The organism is Brevundimonas sp. SGAir0440, from assembly GCF_005484585.1.
Lineage (GTDB): Bacteria > Pseudomonadota > Alphaproteobacteria > Caulobacterales > Caulobacteraceae > Brevundimonas.
On sequence record NZ_CP039435.1, the window covers coordinates 1,959,396 to 1,977,929 of the forward strand.

The 18,534-nt window shown below is 63.7% G+C and carries 19 protein-coding genes; 8 read left to right on the forward strand and 11 right to left on the reverse strand.

Features of this window, described 5'->3' with window-relative positions; genetic code table 11:
• Positions 1–160 precede the first annotated feature (160 nt).
• On the forward strand, positions 161–1,498 hold the full coding sequence (locus E7T10_RS09680) for an NAD(P)/FAD-dependent oxidoreductase (protein ID WP_137721623.1): 1,338 nt from the start codon (positions 161–163) through the stop codon (positions 1,496–1,498).
• A 32-nt stretch (positions 1,499–1,530) separates the two neighbouring features.
• Positions 1,531–2,295 carry a DUF1365 family protein gene (locus E7T10_RS09685; protein WP_246846150.1) on the forward strand — a complete coding sequence of 255 codons (765 nt, stop codon included), beginning with the start codon at positions 1,531–1,533 and terminating at the stop codon, positions 2,293–2,295.
• A gap of 69 nt (positions 2,296–2,364) precedes the next feature.
• On the opposite strand, the gene E7T10_RS09690 is transcribed toward E7T10_RS09685, so the two are convergent.
• Complete coding sequence (locus E7T10_RS09690; protein ID WP_137721625.1) at positions 2,365–3,198, reverse strand: NAD(P)H-hydrate dehydratase; 834 nt, start codon at positions 3,196–3,198, stop codon at positions 2,365–2,367.
• Between the two features lie 114 nt (positions 3,199–3,312).
• Here E7T10_RS09690 and E7T10_RS09695 point away from each other — a divergent pair, with 114 nt between their 5' ends.
• Positions 3,313–3,651, forward strand: a complete 339-nt coding sequence (locus E7T10_RS09695; protein ID WP_008261682.1) for a P-II family nitrogen regulator — start codon at positions 3,313–3,315, stop codon at positions 3,649–3,651.
• Between the two features lie 82 nt (positions 3,652–3,733).
• Positions 3,734–5,140 (forward strand): type I glutamate--ammonia ligase, encoded by a 1,407-nt coding sequence (gene glnA / locus E7T10_RS09700; protein ID WP_137721626.1) that lies wholly within the window; start codon positions 3,734–3,736, stop codon positions 5,138–5,140.
• A gap of 98 nt (positions 5,141–5,238) precedes the next feature.
• Here glnA and tatC read toward each other — a convergent pair whose 3' ends face one another.
• Genes tatC through E7T10_RS09715 form a run of 3 tightly spaced genes read right to left on the reverse strand, consistent with a single transcriptional unit; the run spans position 5,239 to position 6,895 of the window.
• Positions 5,239–6,129 carry a twin-arginine translocase subunit TatC gene (gene tatC / locus E7T10_RS09705; RefSeq protein WP_055810012.1) on the reverse strand — a complete coding sequence of 297 codons (891 nt, stop codon included), beginning with the start codon at positions 6,127–6,129 and terminating at the stop codon, positions 5,239–5,241.
• Entirely contained in the window at positions 6,126–6,653 is a 528-nt protein-coding gene (gene tatB / locus E7T10_RS16125; RefSeq protein WP_137721627.1) for a Sec-independent protein translocase protein TatB, read from the reverse strand. Before tatB ends, tatC begins: the two co-directional genes overlap by 4 nt.
• Positions 6,654–6,676: 23 nt before the next feature.
• A complete protein-coding gene (locus E7T10_RS09715; protein ID WP_137721628.1) occupies positions 6,677–6,895 on the reverse strand; it encodes a twin-arginine translocase TatA/TatE family subunit in 219 nt (72 codons plus the stop codon).
• Between the two features lie 110 nt (positions 6,896–7,005).
• Here E7T10_RS09715 and rnhA point away from each other — a divergent pair, with 110 nt between their 5' ends.
• On the forward strand, positions 7,006–7,458 hold the full coding sequence (rnhA, locus tag E7T10_RS09720; protein WP_137721629.1) for a ribonuclease HI: 453 nt from the start codon (positions 7,006–7,008) through the stop codon (positions 7,456–7,458).
• On the opposite strand, the gene E7T10_RS09725 is transcribed toward rnhA, so the two are convergent.
• From E7T10_RS09725 to kdsA, 7 genes are all read right to left on the reverse strand, one after another.
• Positions 7,455–8,852 carry an MFS transporter gene (locus tag E7T10_RS09725; RefSeq protein ID WP_137721630.1) on the reverse strand — a complete coding sequence of 466 codons (1,398 nt, stop codon included), beginning with the start codon at positions 8,850–8,852 and terminating at the stop codon, positions 7,455–7,457. The genes rnhA and E7T10_RS09725 overlap by 4 nt on opposite strands.
• A 30-nt stretch (positions 8,853–8,882) precedes the next feature.
• Positions 8,883–9,341, reverse strand: a complete 459-nt coding sequence (locus E7T10_RS09730; protein ID WP_137721631.1) for an NfeD family protein — start codon at positions 9,339–9,341, stop codon at positions 8,883–8,885.
• A 17-nt stretch (positions 9,342–9,358) separates the two neighbouring features.
• A complete protein-coding gene (locus E7T10_RS09735; protein ID WP_066551520.1) occupies positions 9,359–10,348 on the reverse strand; it encodes an SPFH domain-containing protein in 990 nt (329 codons plus the stop codon).
• A gap of 75 nt (positions 10,349–10,423) precedes the next feature.
• Positions 10,424–11,515, reverse strand: a complete 1,092-nt coding sequence (locus E7T10_RS09740) for a DUF3089 domain-containing protein (RefSeq protein WP_137721632.1) — start codon at positions 11,513–11,515, stop codon at positions 10,424–10,426.
• Complete coding sequence (gene rfaD / locus E7T10_RS09745) at positions 11,515–12,516, reverse strand: ADP-glyceromanno-heptose 6-epimerase (RefSeq protein ID WP_246845980.1); 1,002 nt, start codon at positions 12,514–12,516, stop codon at positions 11,515–11,517. Before rfaD ends, E7T10_RS09740 begins: the two co-directional genes overlap by 1 nt.
• A complete protein-coding gene (gene rfaE2 / locus E7T10_RS09750) occupies positions 12,516–13,994 on the reverse strand; it encodes a D-glycero-beta-D-manno-heptose 1-phosphate adenylyltransferase (protein ID WP_137721633.1) in 1,479 nt (492 codons plus the stop codon). The genes rfaD and rfaE2 overlap by 1 nt, the downstream gene beginning before the upstream one ends.
• Positions 13,995–14,012: 18 nt before the next feature.
• On the reverse strand, positions 14,013–14,891 hold the full coding sequence (gene kdsA, locus E7T10_RS09755; RefSeq protein WP_026108227.1) for a 3-deoxy-8-phosphooctulonate synthase: 879 nt from the start codon (positions 14,889–14,891) through the stop codon (positions 14,013–14,015).
• Between the two features lie 111 nt (positions 14,892–15,002).
• Here kdsA and E7T10_RS09760 point away from each other — a divergent pair, with 111 nt between their 5' ends.
• From E7T10_RS09760 to sseA, 3 genes are read left to right on the forward strand one after another with little or no spacing between them, the layout of a single operon-like run.
• Positions 15,003–16,460, forward strand: a complete 1,458-nt coding sequence (locus E7T10_RS09760) for a deoxyribodipyrimidine photo-lyase (protein ID WP_137721634.1) — start codon at positions 15,003–15,005, stop codon at positions 16,458–16,460.
• Between the two features lie 32 nt (positions 16,461–16,492).
• A complete protein-coding gene (locus E7T10_RS09765) occupies positions 16,493–17,713 on the forward strand; it encodes a cyclopropane-fatty-acyl-phospholipid synthase family protein (RefSeq protein WP_137721635.1) in 1,221 nt (406 codons plus the stop codon).
• Entirely contained in the window at positions 17,710–18,534 is an 825-nt protein-coding gene (gene sseA, locus E7T10_RS09770) for a 3-mercaptopyruvate sulfurtransferase (protein WP_137721636.1), read from the forward strand. The genes E7T10_RS09765 and sseA overlap by 4 nt, the downstream gene beginning before the upstream one ends.

The window sequence follows — 18,534 nt, forward strand, 5'->3', positions numbered from 1 at the left end:
GGACCGACATGGCGTTGATGCGAAGGATAACGGCTCGGCATGCATGAACACTAATACGCTCAGCGGAAATGTCTGGATCAATCGCGATCCGAACATGACGGCGACCCGTAATCCGTCCATGCCCTAGCGATTGCGCTGCGGCGTATCTTTCGGAGTTTTCATGCCCCTGTCGTCCGCGACGCCCTCTGCCGAACGTCAAAAGATCGCTGTGGTCGGATCTGGCGTCGCCGCCCTGTCTTCGGCCTGGCTTCTGTCGAAACGCCATGACGTGACGCTTTACGAAAAGGGCGACCGGCTGGGCGGGCATTCCAATACGGTATTGGCCAGCGTGCCTTCCGGCGACATCGCCGTCGACACCGGCTTCATCTGCTTTAACGACGCGACCTATCCCAATCTTATAGCCCTGTTCGAGCATTTGGGGATCGCGACACGGGCGACGGACATGTCCTTCGCCGTCTCCCTGGATGATGGGCGGTTCGAATATGCTGCGCCGGGCCTGTTTGCTCAGCGTCGCAACGCCCTGCGTCCTCGTTTCTGGTCGATGCTAAGCGAAATCCTGCGCTTCTATCGCGAGGCGCCAAAGGATTTGGCGGCGATGTCTGACTCCTCGCTGACGCTCGGCGACTATTTGAAGCGCGAAGGGTTCAGCGAGGCATTCCGCGACGATCACCTGCTGCCCATGGCCGCCGCGATTTGGTCATCGCCGGCACATACGCTGATGGACTATCCGGCCGAGTCCTTCATTCGTTTCTGCGGCAATCACGGCCTGCTCAAACTGGTGGGACGCCCGCTGTGGCGCACCGTCGAGGGTGGCAGCCGCGTCTATGTCGAACATCTCGCTCGCGCCATCCAGGACATTCGGTTGGACCACGGCGTCACGGCCGTGCGGCGCAGCGACCAGGGCGTCTTCGTCCACGACAGCCAAGGCGGCGTCGAGCGCTACGATCAGGTCGTGATCGGGTCCCATGCCGACCAGGCTCTAGCGATGCTGGCCGAACCGACGGCGCAGGAGAAGGCGCTGCTCGGCGCTTTCCGGTACAGCCGAAATCTGACTGTACTGCATACCGACGCCGGCCTGATGCCGCATCGTCGTCGCGCCTGGGCCAGCTGGAACTATATCGGCGCGGACGACGGCCTCTGCGTCACCTATTGGATGAACCGCCTGCAAGGCCTGCCGGGCGACGACCTCTTCGTGACGCTCAATCCACCCCGACCGCCACGCGCCGACACGATTTTACGCAGCGAACTGTACGAGCACCCCATCTTCGATCCCGCGGCCATAAAGGCGCAAAAGCAGTTGTGGAGCCTGCAGGGGCAGGGGGGCATCTGGTACTGCGGGGCCCACTTCGGCGCGGGCTTCCATGAGGACGGCTTGCAATCCGGCCTTGCCGTGGCCGAACAACTCGGCGGCGTACGTCGTCCTTGGTCTGTCGCCAATGAAAGTGGTCGTATTCATTTGACGACGCCGGTGGGCGCGCAGCTGGAACGTGCCGCGTGACACTCAGCTCGGCCCTTTATCGCGGCCGGGTCATGCACCGACGCCTTCGCCCCAAGACCCATAGGCTGAACTATCGCGTCTTCTGGCTTCTGCTCGACCTGTCGGAAATCGATGATGTGAACGCGCGCCTGCGCCTGTTTTCGCGCAATCGGTTCAATCTCTTGTCCTTCCACGACAAGGATTATGGAGACGGTTCTGGCGTGCTGCGTCCTCAGGTGGATGCGTGGATGGCTCAAGCCGGCATCGATCTGGCAGGTGGACCTGTCCGCCTGTTAACCATGCCGCGCGTCCTCGGATACGTCTTCAACCCGATCAGCCTCTACTATTGCCATTGGCCCGACGGACGGTTGGCCGCCATGGTGTACGAGGTGACCAGCACCTTCGGCATCCGCCACGCCTATGTCATTCCGATCCCGATCGAAGATCAGGCCGCAGGGGTCATTCGTCAGGGCGCGGCCAAGGCGCTCTATGTGTCGCCATTCATGGGCATGGAGATGGACTACCAGTTCCGTGGCCATACGCCGGGCGATCGCCTCGACATGACCATCGATGGGCTGGACGCCGAAGGCGTGCTGATCACGGCTGCTATGGCGGCAAAGCGAGAACGGTTGGAGGATCGCAGCATCGCCGCTGCGACAGCAACGATACCGTTGATGACGTTTAAGGTGGTCGCGGCGATCCACTGGGAGGCGCTGAAGCTCTGGCTTAAGGGCGTCGGTCTGACACAGCAGCCCAAGCCGGCAGGCAATCCAGTGACCATTCAAAGCAAAGCTCAAGAGAGCCGTTTGCGGCCTTGAGCAGCGCACTCGCATTATCGCCTAAGATATATTATGCGAAATATAATGATAGGGTGGCGGTAGCGGGCGCTAAGTCGTCGACGCCTTCCACTGCTCGAACAAGGACTTCGGCAGGACATCGTATAGATCATCCGATGTCAGCCCCGGGCCAAAACGCTCTGCGGCATCGGAATGGAGCCAGACTGCGGCGCAAGCGGCATCGAAGCTGTCCATGCGCTGGGCGGCCAATCCGCCGATCATGCCGGCCAGGACGTCGCCGGTTCCAGCGGTCGCCAGCCAGGGCGAGCCGTTGTCGTTTCTGCGGACGCGGCCGTCAGGCGATGCGATCAGCGTCTGGGTGCCCTTTAAGACAATCGTCGCCTGGGCCATGCGCGCAGCCTCTTTAACGGCCATTTCGCGGCCTTGCGCAAGCAGGCCTGGGAACAGTCGTTCGAACTCGCCTTCATGTGGCGTCAGGATATCGTCACGATCCAACACGGCGAACAGTTCAGCCGTTCGCCCTTTGAAGACTGACAGGCCGTCGGCGTCGATCACCAGAACGGCGCCGGTCGAGCCCAGCGCCTGAATGTTTGCGATCGTCGCATCGTCCAGGCCTGCGGCCGGTCCGATCACGACCGCGTCGCTGCCGGCGGCTTCGCGACTTAAGTTTTCAGGGGAAGAAAAAGGCGTCAACATCACCGCCTGCACAGCCGGCGCAATCACCGAAGCCGCATCTGGCGGACAAAGGATTCGCACGACCCCGGCGCCGATTCTGAGACCCGCATGGGCTGCCAGTCGCGCGGCGCCGGTATGATGCGCCTTTCCCGAAACGACCGCCAAACGACCACGCGCATGCTTGTGCGTTTCGGCGCTCGGCCAAGGCAGAAAATTGCGCCAGATCGCCGGGTCGTTGGTTTCTATCATCCGCGTTCCGATTATCCTTCGCCAGCCTGCGGAAATCGCTTGCTTTGAGCGGCCCTGCTGTGTCCCATTCGCGCCCGAGCGCCGCTGCATTCCGTGCGCCGCTCCGGGGTCGTCATGAAGAAAATCGAAGCCATCATCAAGCCCTTCAAGCTGGATGACGTCAAAGAGGCGCTCCAAGACGTGGGCGTGCAAGGCATGACTGTGCTGGAGGCCAAGGGATATGGCCGCCAGAAGGGTCATTCCGAACTGTATCGCGGCGCGGAATACGTCATCGACTTCCTGCCCAAGATCAAGATCGAGGTGGTCGTCGCCGACGACCTCGCACCCGCGGTCGTCGAGGCCATTCAGACCTCGGCCCGCACAGGCAAGATCGGCGACGGCAAGATCTTCGTGTCCGACGTCGCCGAGGTAATCCGCATCCGCACCGGCGAAACCGGAGCCCAAGCCGTCTGACCTTGACTACCCTGCCCGGCCCTCGGCCCTCGGGTCGCTGTCCGGTCTCCTCCCCAAACGACAAGAACAGGACTTTTCGAGAATGAGCGCCAGCAAGATCCTCAAGGAGATCAAGGATGAGGAGGTCCAATATGTGGACGTCCGCTTTACCGACACGCGCGGCAAGCTTCAGCACGTCACCTTCGACGTCGATCTGGTCGACGAGGACTTCCTGAACGAAGGCACGATGTTCGACGGCTCGTCGATCGCCGGCTGGAAGGCCATCAACGAGTCCGACATGCTGCTGAAGCCGGACCTGACCACGGCCTATATCGATCCCTTCTATCAGCAGAAGACGATGTTCCTGTTCTGCGACGTGCTGAACCCGGACACCGGCGAACCCTACAACCGCGACAGCCGCTCGATGGCCAAGAAGGCGCTGTCCTACGTTCAGTCGTCGGGCGTGGGCGACCAGGTCTTCTTCGGACCGGAAGCCGAGTTCTTCATCTTCGACGACGTGCGCTGGTCCACCCAGCCGCACGACACCGGCTACAGCTACGATTCGACCGAGCTGCCGGCCAATACCGGCGCTGAATATTCCGAAGGCAATATGGGCCATCGCCCTGGGCCCAAGGGTGGCTATTTCCCCGTCAATCCGGTCGATTCCGGCCAGGACCTGCGCGGCGAAATGCTGGGCGTTATGCGCGATCTGGGCCTGCAACCCGAGAAGCACCACCACGAGGTCGCTCCGGCTCAGCACGAACTGGGCCTGAAGTTCTCGGACCTGCTGACCATGGCCGACCGCCTGCAGCTCTATAAGTACGTGATCCACAATGTGGCCCACGCCTACGGCAAGTCGGCGACCTTCATGGCCAAGCCGATGTTCGCGGACAACGGGTCGGGCATGCACGTCCACATGTCGATCTGGAAGGACGGCAAGCCCCAGTTCGCCGGCGACCAGTACGCCGGTCTTTCGCAGGAATGTCTGTGGTACATCGGCGGCATCATCAAACACGCCAAGGCCATCAACGCCTTCGCCAACTCGACCACCAACAGCTACAAGCGTCTGGTCCCCGGATATGAAGCCCCGGTGAAGCTGGCCTATTCGGCCCGCAACCGCTCCGCCTCGATCCGCATCCCGCACGTCTCCTCGCCCAAGGCCAAGCGTCTGGAAGCCCGGTTCCCGGACCCGATGGGCAACCCCTATCTGACCTTCGTCGCCCTGCTGATGGCCGGCCTGGACGGGATCGAGAACCGCATCGATCCGGGCGCGCCCGCCGACAAGAACCTCTACGACCTGCCGCCGGAAGAGCGCGGCTCGATCCCCGAGGTCTGCGGCTCGCTGCGTGAAGCGCTGGAGAACCTGGATAAGGACCGCGCTTTCCTCAAGAAGGGCGGCGTCATGGATGACGACTTCATCGACAGCTATATCGAGCTGAAGATGGAAGAGGTGATGCGTCTGCAACTGCATCCGCACCCTGTCGAGTTCGACATGTACTACAGCTGCTGATCACCTGATCGCAGCCAAGACAAAGGGCCGGGGATCGCTCCCCGGCCCTTTTTATGTCTGGGCGGCCTCCCCGCAGCGATTGAGACGCCGATTTGCGCCTAGGCGATCTCGGCTTCCAGATCGTCCGCCTTCTTGCGGCGCAACTCGATGAGTCGCACGCACCAGATTGAAATCTCGTAGAGAATGACCAGCGGCACGGCCAGCATCAGCTGGCTGATCGGATCGGGCGGCGTGACGACCGCCGCGACCACCACCACGGCGACGATGGCGTAGCGCCGACCGGCCGCCATGACCTTGGAGCTGATCAGACCGGCGAGGCCCAACAGCGTCGTCACCACAGGCAGCTGGAAGCAAAGACCGAAGGCGAGCAGCAACGAGGTCACCAGGCTGAGGTAGTCGGAAATCTTTGTCGTCTGCGCCACGGATATGCCGTCGGTGGCGACCTGCTGGCTCAGCGAGAACAGCATCACGAACGGCAGCATGACGTAATAGACCAGCGCCCCGCCTAGGCAGAACATTACAGGCGCGGCGATCAGGAACGGCAGAAACGCCCCACGCTCGTTACGATAGAGACCCGGCGCCACGAACCGGTACATCTGCCACGCCATGACGGGGAAGGTCAGGACCGCCGCGCCGAAGGCCGCGATCTTCATCTTGGTGAAGAGCTGTTCCAGCGGGGCCGTGGCGATCAGCTGGACAACGGCGGCGCTGCCTGGCGGATAGGGCTTGATCCCCGTCATCACCGCGATCAGTTCGATGGGATTGGCGTGACCGCCGGTCGCCAAAGCTGCGGCATGGATCGCAACGGCGGCCTGGTACGGCTTGATCAGCGCAATCTGGATTTGATTGGCGAAGGCGAAGCAGAGGATGAAGGCCAGGAAGAAAGCCACCACGCAGATGAGCAGCCGCCCGCGCAGCTCGATCAGATGATCCATCAGGGGCGCGCGCGACGCCTCGATCTCGGCCTCGTCACGATCGGAAGGCGTCACAGGTCAACGGCTTTCTTGCGCGAGGTCTTGGGCTTGGCGGCTGAGCGAGGCTTGGTCGCCGATCCGGCGACAGCCGCCCCCGTCTTTGCCTTGGGGGCCGCTCGCTTGGATTTCGTCGTCTTAACTGGCTCAACGGGCGCGGGCGTATCCGGCCATTCATCGGCCGCAGGCGTCATCACCGGCGCCTCCGGCTCGGGCGCAGGCAGAGCAACCGTCGCAGTCGGCCCAGTCAATCCGGCGTTTATGTCCTTGAACGCGGCGTCCGCTTCGGCGCCAAGGGGATACATGGCCCCCTGCCCCGTCCGCAGCGCCTCGACCTCCTTGCGCAGGTCGTCCAGTTCGGACTGACGCGCCATCTCGTCGAAACTGGATCGGAACTCGTTGGCCATGGCGCGCGCCTTGGCCACCATCTGACCGACGCGACGCATCAGGACAGGCAGGTCCTTTGGCCCCACGACAAGCAGGGCCACCAGACCGATCACCACTAATTCGAAACCCCCGATACCGGGGCCGAGCCCGCCCATGCGTCAGCCCTTACAGACGACGACTAGCGCTTCAGCTCTTCCTTTTCCGCCTCGGTGCGCGGCAGCGAGCTGACGCCCTCGTGCGGGCCGTCCTTCTTGTCCTCGTCCTTCAGGCCGTCCTTGAAGGCGCGGATGCCCTTGGCGGCGTCCCCCATGATGTTGGACAACTTTCCGCGTCCGCCAAACAATACGGCGACCACCAGGATCACGAAGGCCCAGTGCCAGATGCTCATGGAGCCCATGGCGATTCTCCTCATGGGGATCGGCTATCCGATCCCATCCACTCTTATTCGACCCGCATATAGGCGCAGTGATGGCCCCGCGCCAAGGGAGGCTGTAGGTCTGCGCGACCATGAGTCCCTCCGATCACGTCATCATCCACACCGACGGCGCCTGCAAGGGCAATCCGGGCCCCGGAGGCTGGGGCGCCGTGCTTCAGGCGGGCGGCGGTCACGAAAAGGAACTGTGGGGCGGCGAGGCCAACACGACCAACAATCGCATGGAGCTGATGGCCGCCATTATGGCGCTGGAAGCCCTGAAACGGCCCTGCAAGGTCGAACTGCATACCGACAGCAAATACGTCATGCAGGGGATCACCGAATGGATGCGCGGCTGGAAAGCGCGCGGTTGGCTGACTGCGGATAAAAAGCCGGTCAAGAACGCAGACCTGTGGCAGCGGCTGGACGCGGCGCGCCTGCGTCACGACGTGAAATGGCGGTGGGTGAAGGGCCATGCCGGCCATGAACTGAACGAACGCGCCGATCAACTGGCGAATCGCGGTGTCGCGGAACTGCCCCGGCGCTAGACCGCCTCGACCTCCTTGTCCGGCTCGGCGGAACGTCGGCGGACGCGCGACCCGCTCATCACCGCGCCGAACAGGGCTGTGACAGCCGCGATCTGAAACCCATGCCCAACGCCGTTGATCGGCGCGGCCGACAGCAGAAAGGCCACCACCACGGCGCCCAGGGATTGCCCGACGACCCGCGCCATGCCCAGGGTTCCACCCGCTGCGCCGGCGCGATCCTTCGGCGCTTCCGACAACATGGCGCGATTGTTGGGCGACTGGAAAAATCCGAAGCCCGCGCCGCAAAGCGCCATGCGCCACACAATGTCGAAATGGACCGAATCGGCATTGAGGAAACTCAGCGCCATCAGGCCGCAGGCGAACAGGCTCAGGCCGATGGCGCCCAGCACGCCCGCCGAATAGCGATCAGACAGATGGCCGGCCAGCGGCGCGGCAATCATGGTCGCCAGTGGCCAAGGCGTCATCAGCAGGCCGGTCTCGACCGCTGTAAGTCCCAATGATCCCTGGAGAAAGAAGGGCAAGGCCACGAACGCCATCATCTGGGCGGTGAAGGATATGATTGATGTGGCGACCGACAGGCTGAACATCGGTCGCGTCAGCAGGTCGAGGGGGATCAACGGCGAGGTTCGTGACCGCTCGTGGCGAATCAGCAAGACCCCGGCTGCGAGCCCTGCCCCTGTCAGACCGAAGCCCAGAACGGCCGCCTCACCGTGCGCCAGCGATTGAAGGCCGGTGATCAGCAGGCCGAACGCGGCAGCGTTGAGCGCGGCCCCGAGCCAGTTCAGCTTTCGCGGCTGAAGTCGGTTGTGCGGCAGGGTGAAACCCGCCAGCGACACCGCCAACAGGCCAATCGGCACATTCAGCGCGAACAGCCAGCGCCAATGTCCGACAGCGAGGATGGCGCTGGCGATGGTCGGCCCCGCGGCCGCCGCCAGCGAAACGATCACCGCGTTGATCCCCACCGCACGACCCAGCAGCCGCTGCGGATAGGTGTAACGGACCAAGGCCCCGTTGACGCTCATTATGCCTGCCGCTCCGAAGCCCTGAACGACGCGCGCGAGGCTGAGCGTCTCGATGGAGTTGGCGAACACACAGGCGATGGAGGCCAGGGTGAAGACGGCCAGACCGGCCTGCGACACACGGCGATAACCGACGATCTCGCCCAGCGACGCCAGTGGCAAAAGGGCGACCACGATGGCGATCTGATAGGCGTTGACGATCCAGATCGAGGCGGCCGACGACGCTTGGAGATCCTGCGCAATCGACGGCAGGGCGACATTGGCGATCGCGCCATCCAGAACGGCGAGCGTGATGCCCAAGCCGATGGACACAATGGCCCAATAACGCCTGGGTGTCGGCAAGCCGTCTGTGACGGCATTCTGGCTGTCAGTCATGCCTGACGAACGCCGATGCGACCGTTGCGTTCAGACGGCTGATTGCACCGTCAGCAAAGAGCCGTTCACGCGCATCACGACGACATCCTGTCCTTCGATCGGCGCCTCGCCCACGATCTCGGCCGGCCATTCGGCGCCGGAGATGAAGACTCGGCCGCGGCCGGATACGAACGTCTCGACCACCCGCGCCCGCTGGCCGACCAGACGGCTGTCGCGGTCATTGATGTCGGGACCGTCGGGATTGGCTTTAGAGATCAGACGTCGGGACAGCATGGTGGCGATGACCGTCAGAATAGCGAAGACGGCGACCTCGCCCGGCAGCCCCAACCGCACGCCCGCCGCCGTCATGACCGCGACGACTCCGGCCGAAACAGCGGGCCACAACAGCCATTCGGTCGAGAACATCGCCTCGACCGCCAGCAGCAGAACCCCGATCGCCAACCAGATCCAGAACGGCTGGGCGGCATAGAGATCGGCAAGCGACATCATCGGTCAGCCTCCTTGGATCAGGCCGAGGGTGGAACGGAGCCCCCGGCGGGGCGGCGGGGCGGCGCGGGCCGCACGGGCGGCGTCGCGGCCGAGTTTTGATCCTTGGCCAGGCTGACCATCTCGCCGATGCCGGCGATGGTGCCGACCAAGGCGCCCATTTCGGCGGGCACGATGACGGTGCGTTGCTGCGGGCTGCGCGCCAGTTCGGCGAAGGCTTCGACGTATTTCTGAGCGACGAAATAGTTGATGGCGTTGACGTCCCCGCGGGCGATGGCTTCCGACACCATGGCCGTGGCGCGGGCCTCGGCCTCAGCCTCGCGCTCGCGCGCCTCGGCGTCGCGGAAGGCGGCTTCCTTGCGGCCCTCGGCCTGAAGGATAGCGGCCTGTTTGGCGCCCTCGGCGCGGGCGATGGCGGCGGACTTTTCGCCGTCGGCCTCGGTGATGACGGCGCGACGTTCACGCTCGGCCTTCATCTGGCGAGCCATGGCGTTGGTGATGTCGGTCGGCGGGGTCAGGTCCTTGATCTCGATCCGATTGACCTTGACGCCCCACGGCTCGGTCGCTGCATCGATGACGTGCAGCAGGCGCGTGTTGATGCTGTCACGCTGGCTCAGCACCTCGTCCAGTTCCATCGAACCAACTACGGTCCGCAGATTGGTCATGCACAGCTGCGAAATCGCATAGGGCAGATCGTCGACGCGATAGGCGGCGCGGGCGGAATCCATCACCTGGATGAAGACGATGCCGTCCACCTTTACCATGGCATTGTCCTTGGTGATGACCTCCTGGGTCGGCACGTCCAGCACCTGTTCCATCATGTTCATGCGGCGGCCGACGCGTTCCACGAACGGGGTCAGGAAGCCGATGCCCGGACTCAGCGTCTTCGTGTATTTTCCGAAGCGTTCGACTGTGAACTCACGGCCTTGCGGCACGATCTTGATCACGCTGATCAACAGTACGATGGCCAGCAGCAGCACGACGCCGGCGAAGATGGTGGTCACGTCCATTCAAATCCCTCCCTGACGCGGCAAGCCTACCCGCTGTGCGCGAGCGGCGCCAGACAAACCGAGAGGACGGCCGCCTTAAAGGTCGTGCTTGGTCCGCCAGGCTGCGAGACGCACGCTGACGTCACGCTCGATGTCGCCGTAGAACAGGTTGTAGGGCACGATCTTGCGTCGGTCCGCCCAACTGCCGCCTGCCGTCAGAAAATCGGCGTCCGGCGCGCTATGCCACAACAGGCCGCCACGGCATTCGGTGGATATCAACCGACCAGTCAGGGCTGGTCGGGCGCCCCATTCCAAGCCGGTCGCATTGGTCGCGCCGCTGTGCTGACGCGCCGCGGCGCGCGGCTGGCTCGCAGCGCCCGTTACGGGATTCACGCAGATGGGGTCAGTGGACAGGTTCACCAGATCGCCGCGATCGTCCCATTCCAGAGCGCGTCTCAGCTTGCGCCGCGCGCCTGGTTCGTCGCCGTCCTGCACCGACGCCCAGGCCACGACACATCCCGTTTGATCGGCGGCGTCGCATGGCGATATCGCCTGCCGGAACATCTCGCGCCCGACCAGGGTCTCGATCAGATAGACGGCAACAAGCCTGTCCTTCAGCGCCGGATTGGCGCGGAACTGGTCGCGAACCAGACGCGCCGTCAGCTCTCCGCCCTGTTCCACCCCCGCGATAACGATGGGGCCGGAGGGATGCTGCTGCAACCACAGTTCGAAGGCGGTCTTCACGTCCTCATAGGCGAAGGCGCGCGCTTCGCGCGCGTCGTCACGCAAGGTCAGGCGGGTGTACAGGCTGGCTTGACGATAAAGCGGCGCGGTGACCCTACCCTCCCGGGCGAACGGCGACGCATAGTTGGGCAGTACGACGCGCCGCATATAGGCATTGGCCCGCGCATCGTCGATCGGCCCATTCCACTCGGCTCCACCATCGAAAGTGGTCGGCATGACGAAGAAGACCGCCGCCTGGTTAGGCGCGCCCTGATCGATCAGCGCCCAGGAGGATGTCTTTCGATAATCGGGTGCGAGCGGCGGCTTGTAGGTCTGGAACGGCACCTGCGGGTCCAGCCCCGCCCTCAGAATGTCGCCGCTCCACACCACAACGGCCGCCGTCAGCACGAAGACGGCGGCGAAGCCTGCATATCCGACCCATTGCCTGAAGGTCAGCCGACGCATCAGCGGTACGGATCAGCCGTGGCGAGGAAGTCCTGCACGTAGCGCCGCACGCCCTCTTCCAACGGCGTGGATTGACCCTCGAAGCCTGCGGCGCGGATGCGATCCATGCGGGCTTCGGTGAAATATTGGTAGCGGTCGCGGATCGACAGGGGCGTATCGACATAGTCGATGGAGGGCGTCTTGCCAGCGGCCTCGAAGGTGGCGCGCGCAAGATCGGCGAACGACCGCGCTTGGCCCGATCCGGCGTTGAAGATGCCCGAGACCTGCGGCGACTGGAGCAAAAACTCGATGATATCGACCACATCGTCGACATAGACGAAGTCGCGCATCTGGCCGCCGTCCGCATAGTTCGGATTGTGCGATCGAAACAGGGTCACGGTCTCGTCCGCCGCAACCTTGGGCCAGATTTGAGCCACGACCGACTTCATTCCGCCCTTGTGACTCTCGTTCGGGCCATAGACGTTGAAGAATTTCAGCCCCGCCCACTGAGGCGGCGCTTGCCCCCGATCAGCCTGCCGGACCGCATATTGATCGAACAGCATTTTCGAATAGCCATAGGCGTTTAGCGGACGAAGCTGAGATAATGAATCCGCGTCGTCATCGTCGTTGAAGCCCGTCGCACCATCGCCATAGGTCGCAGCCGAAGACGCGTAGATCATTCGCGATCCGCGGATTGCGCACCAATCCCAAAGATCGCGCGACAGGGTGAAGTTGGTCCGCAAAATCAGGTCGGCGTCCGGCTCGGTCGTCGAAGAGATCGCGCCCATATGCACCACGGCCTCAATCCGCTCGGCGTGGCGCTCCAGTTGCTCGAACAGTTCTTCCGGCGACCAGAAGTCAGCGATCGCGTGCTTGGCCAGGTTCTTCCATTTGGCCAGATCGGCCGTCTCCAGACGATCGCAGACGACCACATCATAGCCGGTCTCCGCCGTCAGTCGGGCGACGATGTTCGAGCCGATGAAACCAGCGCCGCCGGTCACGACGATCATTCTCGGCGTCATCACTCTTGTCCTATCGCTGCCGCTACTTGAGGACCGGCCGTCATTTTCTTGATCGTTCGCGTGGTCGAATAGCCGTGCTTGAAATCGGCCAGCTTGACCTCGCCGCCCCAGCTTTCGACCAGATCGCCGCCCACGACGCCCTCTCGCGTATAATCCGAGCCCTTGATCAGAACATCAGGACGCAGCCTTTCGATCAGAGCGATCGGTGTCGGATCATCGAAACTGGTGACGCGGTCGACGCTGGCCAGCCCGCCGATGACGACAGCGCGACTGTCCAGATCATTCACCGGTCGCCCATCGCCCTTCAGTCGGTTGACCGAGGCGTCCGTATTCAGCGCCACGACCAGCCGATCGCACCAGCTGCGCGCCTGCGCCAGATAGGCGACATGGCCGCGGTGCAGGATGTCGAAACAGCCGTTGGTGAAACCGACCTTCAGGCCCTGACGTCGCCAAGCCTCGACCTCGACCGCCAACTCTTCGAGCGGCGTCACCTTGGATACCGCAGCGGTGGCGTGCTGGCTCAGCTCGGCTTCGATCAGATCGGCGGGTGTGACGACAGCCGTCCCGGCCTTCCCGACAACCACGCCCGAGGCCAGGATGGCGAACTCGACCGCCATCTCAAGCGATGCGCCGGCCCCCAGCGCCAATCCGATGGCGGCCAGGCCTGTATCGCCGGCGCCAGACACGTCGAAGACCTCGCGCGCCCGGCCAGGGAAGTGCTTCACGGGTTCACCGCGCCGCGCCAGGCTCATGCCCTTGCCCGCACGGGTGACGATGATCGCCTTGGCGGTCGTGGCGGCCAGCAAGGCAGCCAGCGCCGTCTCGACCTCAACGTCCGTACCGACTGGCAGGCCGGTGGCGCCGGCCAGTTCTGAAGCATTGGGCTTGATGACATCGACGGCGCCGTAGCGGGCGAAATCCCTTCCCTTTGGATCGACGACGACCGGTGCACCGGATGTCTGCGCCGCGTTCAGCGCCGAAGCCAGGAGCGCATCGCTGACGACGCCCTTGGCGTAGTCTGAGAGCAAATAGACCGAGGCATCTGTAAATGCGTCCGAATCTTTAAGCGCGCTCGGCGCAGCCTCGTCATCCAACCGCAAGAGCTGTTGGCCGCCCGAAACGAAGCGCGTCTTTACGATAGTAGACGCGCCTGTCGGCCTCGCCACGACGTCCTCGATGTGCGGCTCGGCGGCCATCAGAGCGGTCAGTTCCGCCCCAGCCGTGTCGTCGCCGATCACGGCGCCCAGCCGCGCCACCCCGCCCAACGCCGCGATATTGCGCGCGACGTTGCCGACGCCGCCCGGCATGGCGACGGTGCGGCTGGTGCGAAGCACAGGGATCGGCGCCTCGGGCGAGATGCGGCTGACCTCGCCATAGACGTAGCGATCCAGCATCAGGTCGCCGACGCAGGCGATCTTCAGGCCGCGCACGCGCTCCAACAGGCTTTGCAGGGCGCCCAGGTCCAGGGTGTCAGACATGGGTCCGACCTAGAGGATTCAGGCGGCCTGCGCCACCGGCGCCTTGGCCCCGATCTTGATGGCCAGGTCGTCGAAGGCGATCAGTTCGGCGGCCAGGGCCTCAAACTGGCTCAGCGGCACCATGTTCGGGCCGTCCGACGGCGCATTATCCGGATCCTGGTGCGTTTCCATGAACACCGCATCGACGCCTACGGCCACCGCCGCGCGCCCCAGCACCGGCACGAACTCGCGCTGACCGCCCGACGACGCGCCCTGCCCGCCCGGTTGCTGAACACTGTGGGTCGCGTCGAACACGACAGGGCAGCCGATCTCTCGCAGCACCGGAAGCGCTCGCATGTCGCTGACCAGAGTGTTGTAGCCAAAGCTGGCGCCGCGTTCGCAGGCCATGACGTTGGGATTGCCGGCGCCGACCACCTTAGCGATGACATTCTTCATGTCCCAAGGGGCCAGGAACTGACCCTTCTTGATGTTGATCGCCTTGCCTGTGGCGGCGGCCGCCAGCAGCAGGTCGGTCTGGCGGCTGAGGAAGGCCGGGATCTGCAGCACATCGACCACCTCGCCGACCGGACCACACTGAACCTCGGAGTGAACGTCTGTCAGGGTCGGCAGACCTGTGACCTCGCGAATCTCGGCGAAGATCGGCATGGCGTCTTTCAGACCGATGCCCCGCGCGGCGCTGGCGCTGGTCCGGTTCGCCTTGTCGAAACTGGTCTTGTAAATGATGCCGACGTTCAACCGCTCGCCGATTTCCTTCAGGGCATGGGCCGTCTCCAGCGCGTGCTGGCGGCTCTCCATCTGGCAAGGACCGGCGATGAAAGCGATTCTTGCGCCGCCGCCGATGACGACAGGCGTCCGAAGACCTTCGGACAACGTAATGACAGCGTTGGGTCGGCTCACGAGGCGGCTCTTTCGACGTTCGGTGTTGTGGAGGCGGCTTTTGCCGCAGCTATTGGGCCATCAGGTGGCGCTCTGAAGGGATGAGCGCAAGTTATCACGGAGTTCGCCCGCGTGGCCACCAAACCTGTCATCCTGTGGTTCCGCCGCGATCTGCGACTGCATGACAATCCTGCCCTGAACCACGCGGCGGAGATGGGGCGACCCATCTTGCCCGTCTATATTCTGGACGAGCATTTCGAGCGGCCGATGGGCGCCGCTTCGCGCTGGTGGCTCGACAAATCGTTGAGGGCGCTGGAAGCGGCGCTTCAGGATCGCGGTTCGCGCCTGATTCTGCGCAAGGGCAATGCTCTGAACCAGCTTCAGGCGCTGATCGGCGAAACCGATGCGGACACTGTCTTCATGAACCGCCTGTTCGAACCCGAGGCGTTCGAGCATGACGCCGAAATCGCCCATGCTCTCAAGGCGGACGGTGTCGAATGCCTTGGTTTCAACGGCGCCCTGCTCTGCCGCCCCGGCGCTGTGCTGAATGGATCAGGCCAGCCGTACAAAGTCTTCACCCCGTTCTTGAGAGCCCTCTTGGCCACGGCCGAGGCGCCGGCTCACACAACGGGACCGCGCCAAATCCAGACGCCCAAAACGGTTCAATCCGACGACCTCGACAGCTGGAAACTACACCCCCGCCGACCGGATTGGTCCAAGGGCTTCGACTGGACGCCAGGAGAAGATGGGGCCTCGCAGGCCTTGTCCAGATTTATATCATCCGGCCTGAAGACCTATGCGAAGGATCGCGACTTTCCCGACCGGCAGGGCGCCAACAGCCGCCTGTCGCCGCATCTTCATTGTGGCGAGATCAGCCCCTGGCGGGCGATTGACCGCGCCCGACAGGCGGCCAAAGACGGCAAGGTGTCAGCGTCGGAGGCCGATAAATTCATTGCCGAGATCGGCTGGCGCGAGTTCTCGGCCCACCTGCTGCACCATTTTCCCTACATCACCGAGCGCGCCTTCCGTCCCGAATATGACGCCATGCCCTGGCGCAAAGATGACGCGAGCCTCAAGGCGTGGCGACAGGGGCGGACCGGATACCCGTTGGTGGACGCCGGTATGCGCCAGCTCTGGACGACAGGGTGGATGCACAATCGGGTGCGAATGGTCGTCTCCTCCTTCCTGATCAAACATTTGCTGATCGATTGGCGTGAAGGCGAAGCCTGGTTCTGGGACACGCTTGTGGATGCCGACCGCGCCAGCAATGTGCAGAACTGGCAATGGGTCGCAGGGTCGGGCGCAGACGCCTCCCCCTTCTTCCGCATCTTCAATCCCATCACGCAGGGCGAAAAGTTCGATCCAGATGGCGGCTATGTGCGTCGGTGGGTGCCGGAACTTCGCCGCCTGCCCGACCGCTGGCTGCAGTCGCCCTGGACCGCACCCACCGAAGTGCTGCGTGACGCCGGAATCGTTCTAGGGCGCGATTACCCCAAGCCGATCGTCGAACACGAGAAGGCGCGCCATCGGGCGCTCGCTGCCCTGAAGACGGTTTCCGGTCGCGGCGACGACCACAGCGACCGTGATTGACCCCCATTATATTCCGCGTTGAAAGTCAAAAGATGAGCGTCGCACACGCCGATATCGAAGCCGTCGCCAGCCGAACACCGCGCGTGTTCGCCATGTTGCTGCGACTTCTGGCCGCCAACTGGACCTTCGGGCGCTTGACGGTGCAACTGCCCAATGGCGAGACCCACGTGCTTCAAGGCAAGCAGCCGGGCCCCAGCGGCATGATGACCGTGCGCGACTATCGGTTCGCACGCCGCGTCCTCGCGGCCGGCGATATCGGATTCGCCGAAGGCTATATCGCGGGCGAGTGGGACAGTCCGCACCTGGCCGGCCTGCTCGAAACCTTGGTGGACAACTACGATCACATCCGGCGTCTGTTCGACGGCAATCTGATCATGTGGGTGGTCAACTGGCTGAGCCACCGCACCAATCGCAACAGCAAGACGGGGTCGAAGAAGAACATCCACGCCCACTACGATCTTGGCAACGCCTTCTATTCCCAGTGGCTGGACGGGACGATGACCTATTCATCGGCCCGCTTCAGCCGCGATGGCGAGGCTCTGGAGACAGCGCAGCGTGAGAAATACGCCGCCTTGGCCCGAATGATGGATCTTCGTGCGGGCATGTCAGTGCTGGAAATCGGCTGCGGCTGGGGCGGCTTCGCCGAGTTCGCGGCGCGAGAGATCGGCGCCAAGGTAACCGGGATTACGATCTCCAAAGAGCAGCACGATTTCGCTCGCCAGCGCATGTTCAACGCGGGTCTGAGCGACCGCGCCGATATTCAGCTGATCGACTACCGCGATGTGCAGGGTCGATTTGATCGGGTGGCGTCCATCGAGATGTTCGAGGCTGTGGGCATGGAGTACTGGCCCGCTTATTTCGGCAAGGTCCACGATGTCCTTCAACCTGGCGGCAGGGCCGGACTGCAGATCATCACGATCAGGGACGACCTGTTCGACGAATACAATGCCCGGACGGATTTCATCCAGAAGTACGTCTTCCCGGGCGGAATGCTGCCCTCCGAAGACCGGCTGGCGCCGGTCGTGTCAAAAGCCGTACTGTCCTGGCAGTCGGTGGAGCGGTTCGGTCTCGACTACGCTGCGACGCTCAAGCTTTGGGATGAGCGTTTCCAGGCGTCCTGGAACGAGATCAGCAAGCTTTCCGGCTTTGACGAACGATTCCGCCGGCTCTGGCGCTTCTATCTGGCCTATTGCGAGGCCGGATTCCGCTCTCGCCGCACCGACGTGATCCAACTGAGTCTGTCTCGACCATGAGCCCGCTGATTTCGACGACAGACCTCGCCGCGCGATTAGGCGCGCCGGACTTGCGGATCGTCGATGGCAGCTGGCACCTGGACCGCCGCGACGCGCGCGCCGACTTTGAACAGACCCATATCCCTGGCGCCGTCTTTTTCGATCTGGACGCCATATCGGATAGAGGCAGCCCCCTGCCCCATATGATGCCGACGCCAGAGGCCTTTGGCGCGGCGGTCGGGGCGCTGGGCCTCTCCGTCGACGACCAGATCGTCGTCTATGATACGGTCGGATTATTCTCGGCGGCGCGCGTCTGGTGGATGCTGAAGACGATGGGCGCGACAAGGGTTCACGTGCTCGACGGCGGCCTGCCGCGCTGGCGTGAAGACGGCCTGCGGACCGTTTCCGGGCCCTCGGGGAGCGAGACCGCAGCGTTTCGTGCCGAGGTCAAGGCCGACGCTGTCGCCTCGCTGGAAGATGTCCGCTCGGCGTTGTCCCACAACGCTCAGGTGGTCGACGCCCGCGGCGCACCGCGTTTCAAGGGCGCGGCGGCCGAACCCCGCGCCGGTGTTCGCAGCGGTCATATGCCCGGCGCGCTCAACCTTCCCTACGACCGACTGCTAAACGACGACGTAACGATGAAGCGTGGGCTCGCCTTGGAACAGGCTTTCGCGGACGCCGGCGTGAATACCAGCCGACCCGTGATCACGACCTGCGGCTCCGGAGTGACGGCGGCCATCCTGACGCTGGGTCTGGCCGAACTCGGTCGTCCGTCGCGGCTTTACGACGGGTCCTGGGCCGAATGGGGCGCCCGGACGGACACCCCGGTCGCGACCGGATAG

What these genes read in the sequence shown, in the direction of transcription:
- E7T10_RS09680 (WP_137721623.1), top strand. Translation starts at nt 161, where the DNA reads ATGCCCCTGTCGTCCGCGACGCCCTCTGCCGAACGTCAAAAGATCGCT.
- E7T10_RS09685 (WP_246846150.1), top strand. Translation starts at nt 1,531, where the DNA reads ATGCACCGACGCCTTCGCCCCAAGACCCATAGGCTGAACTATCGCGTC.
- E7T10_RS09690 (WP_137721625.1), bottom strand. Translation starts at nt 3,198, where the DNA reads ATGATAGAAACCAACGACCCGGCGATCTGGCGCAATTTTCTGCCTTGG.
- E7T10_RS09695 (WP_008261682.1), top strand. Translation starts at nt 3,313, where the DNA reads ATGAAGAAAATCGAAGCCATCATCAAGCCCTTCAAGCTGGATGACGTC.
- glnA (WP_137721626.1), top strand. Translation starts at nt 3,734, where the DNA reads ATGAGCGCCAGCAAGATCCTCAAGGAGATCAAGGATGAGGAGGTCCAA.
- tatB (WP_137721627.1), bottom strand. Translation starts at nt 6,653, where the DNA reads ATGGGCGGGCTCGGCCCCGGTATCGGGGGTTTCGAATTAGTGGTGATC.
- E7T10_RS09715 (WP_137721628.1), bottom strand. Translation starts at nt 6,895, where the DNA reads ATGGGCTCCATGAGCATCTGGCACTGGGCCTTCGTGATCCTGGTGGTC.
- rnhA (WP_137721629.1), top strand. Translation starts at nt 7,006, where the DNA reads ATGAGTCCCTCCGATCACGTCATCATCCACACCGACGGCGCCTGCAAG.
- E7T10_RS09725 (WP_137721630.1), bottom strand. Translation starts at nt 8,852, where the DNA reads ATGACTGACAGCCAGAATGCCGTCACAGACGGCTTGCCGACACCCAGG.
- E7T10_RS09730 (WP_137721631.1), bottom strand. Translation starts at nt 9,341, where the DNA reads ATGATGTCGCTTGCCGATCTCTATGCCGCCCAGCCGTTCTGGATCTGG.
- E7T10_RS09735 (WP_066551520.1), bottom strand. Translation starts at nt 10,348, where the DNA reads ATGGACGTGACCACCATCTTCGCCGGCGTCGTGCTGCTGCTGGCCATC.
- E7T10_RS09740 (WP_137721632.1), bottom strand. Translation starts at nt 11,515, where the DNA reads ATGCGTCGGCTGACCTTCAGGCAATGGGTCGGATATGCAGGCTTCGCC.
- rfaD (WP_246845980.1), bottom strand. Translation starts at nt 12,516, where the DNA reads ATGACGCCGAGAATGATCGTCGTGACCGGCGGCGCTGGTTTCATCGGC.
- rfaE2 (WP_137721633.1), bottom strand. Translation starts at nt 13,994, where the DNA reads ATGTCTGACACCCTGGACCTGGGCGCCCTGCAAAGCCTGTTGGAGCGC.
- E7T10_RS09765 (WP_137721635.1), top strand. Translation starts at nt 16,493, where the DNA reads ATGAGCGTCGCACACGCCGATATCGAAGCCGTCGCCAGCCGAACACCG.
- sseA (WP_137721636.1), top strand. Translation starts at nt 17,710, where the DNA reads ATGAGCCCGCTGATTTCGACGACAGACCTCGCCGCGCGATTAGGCGCG.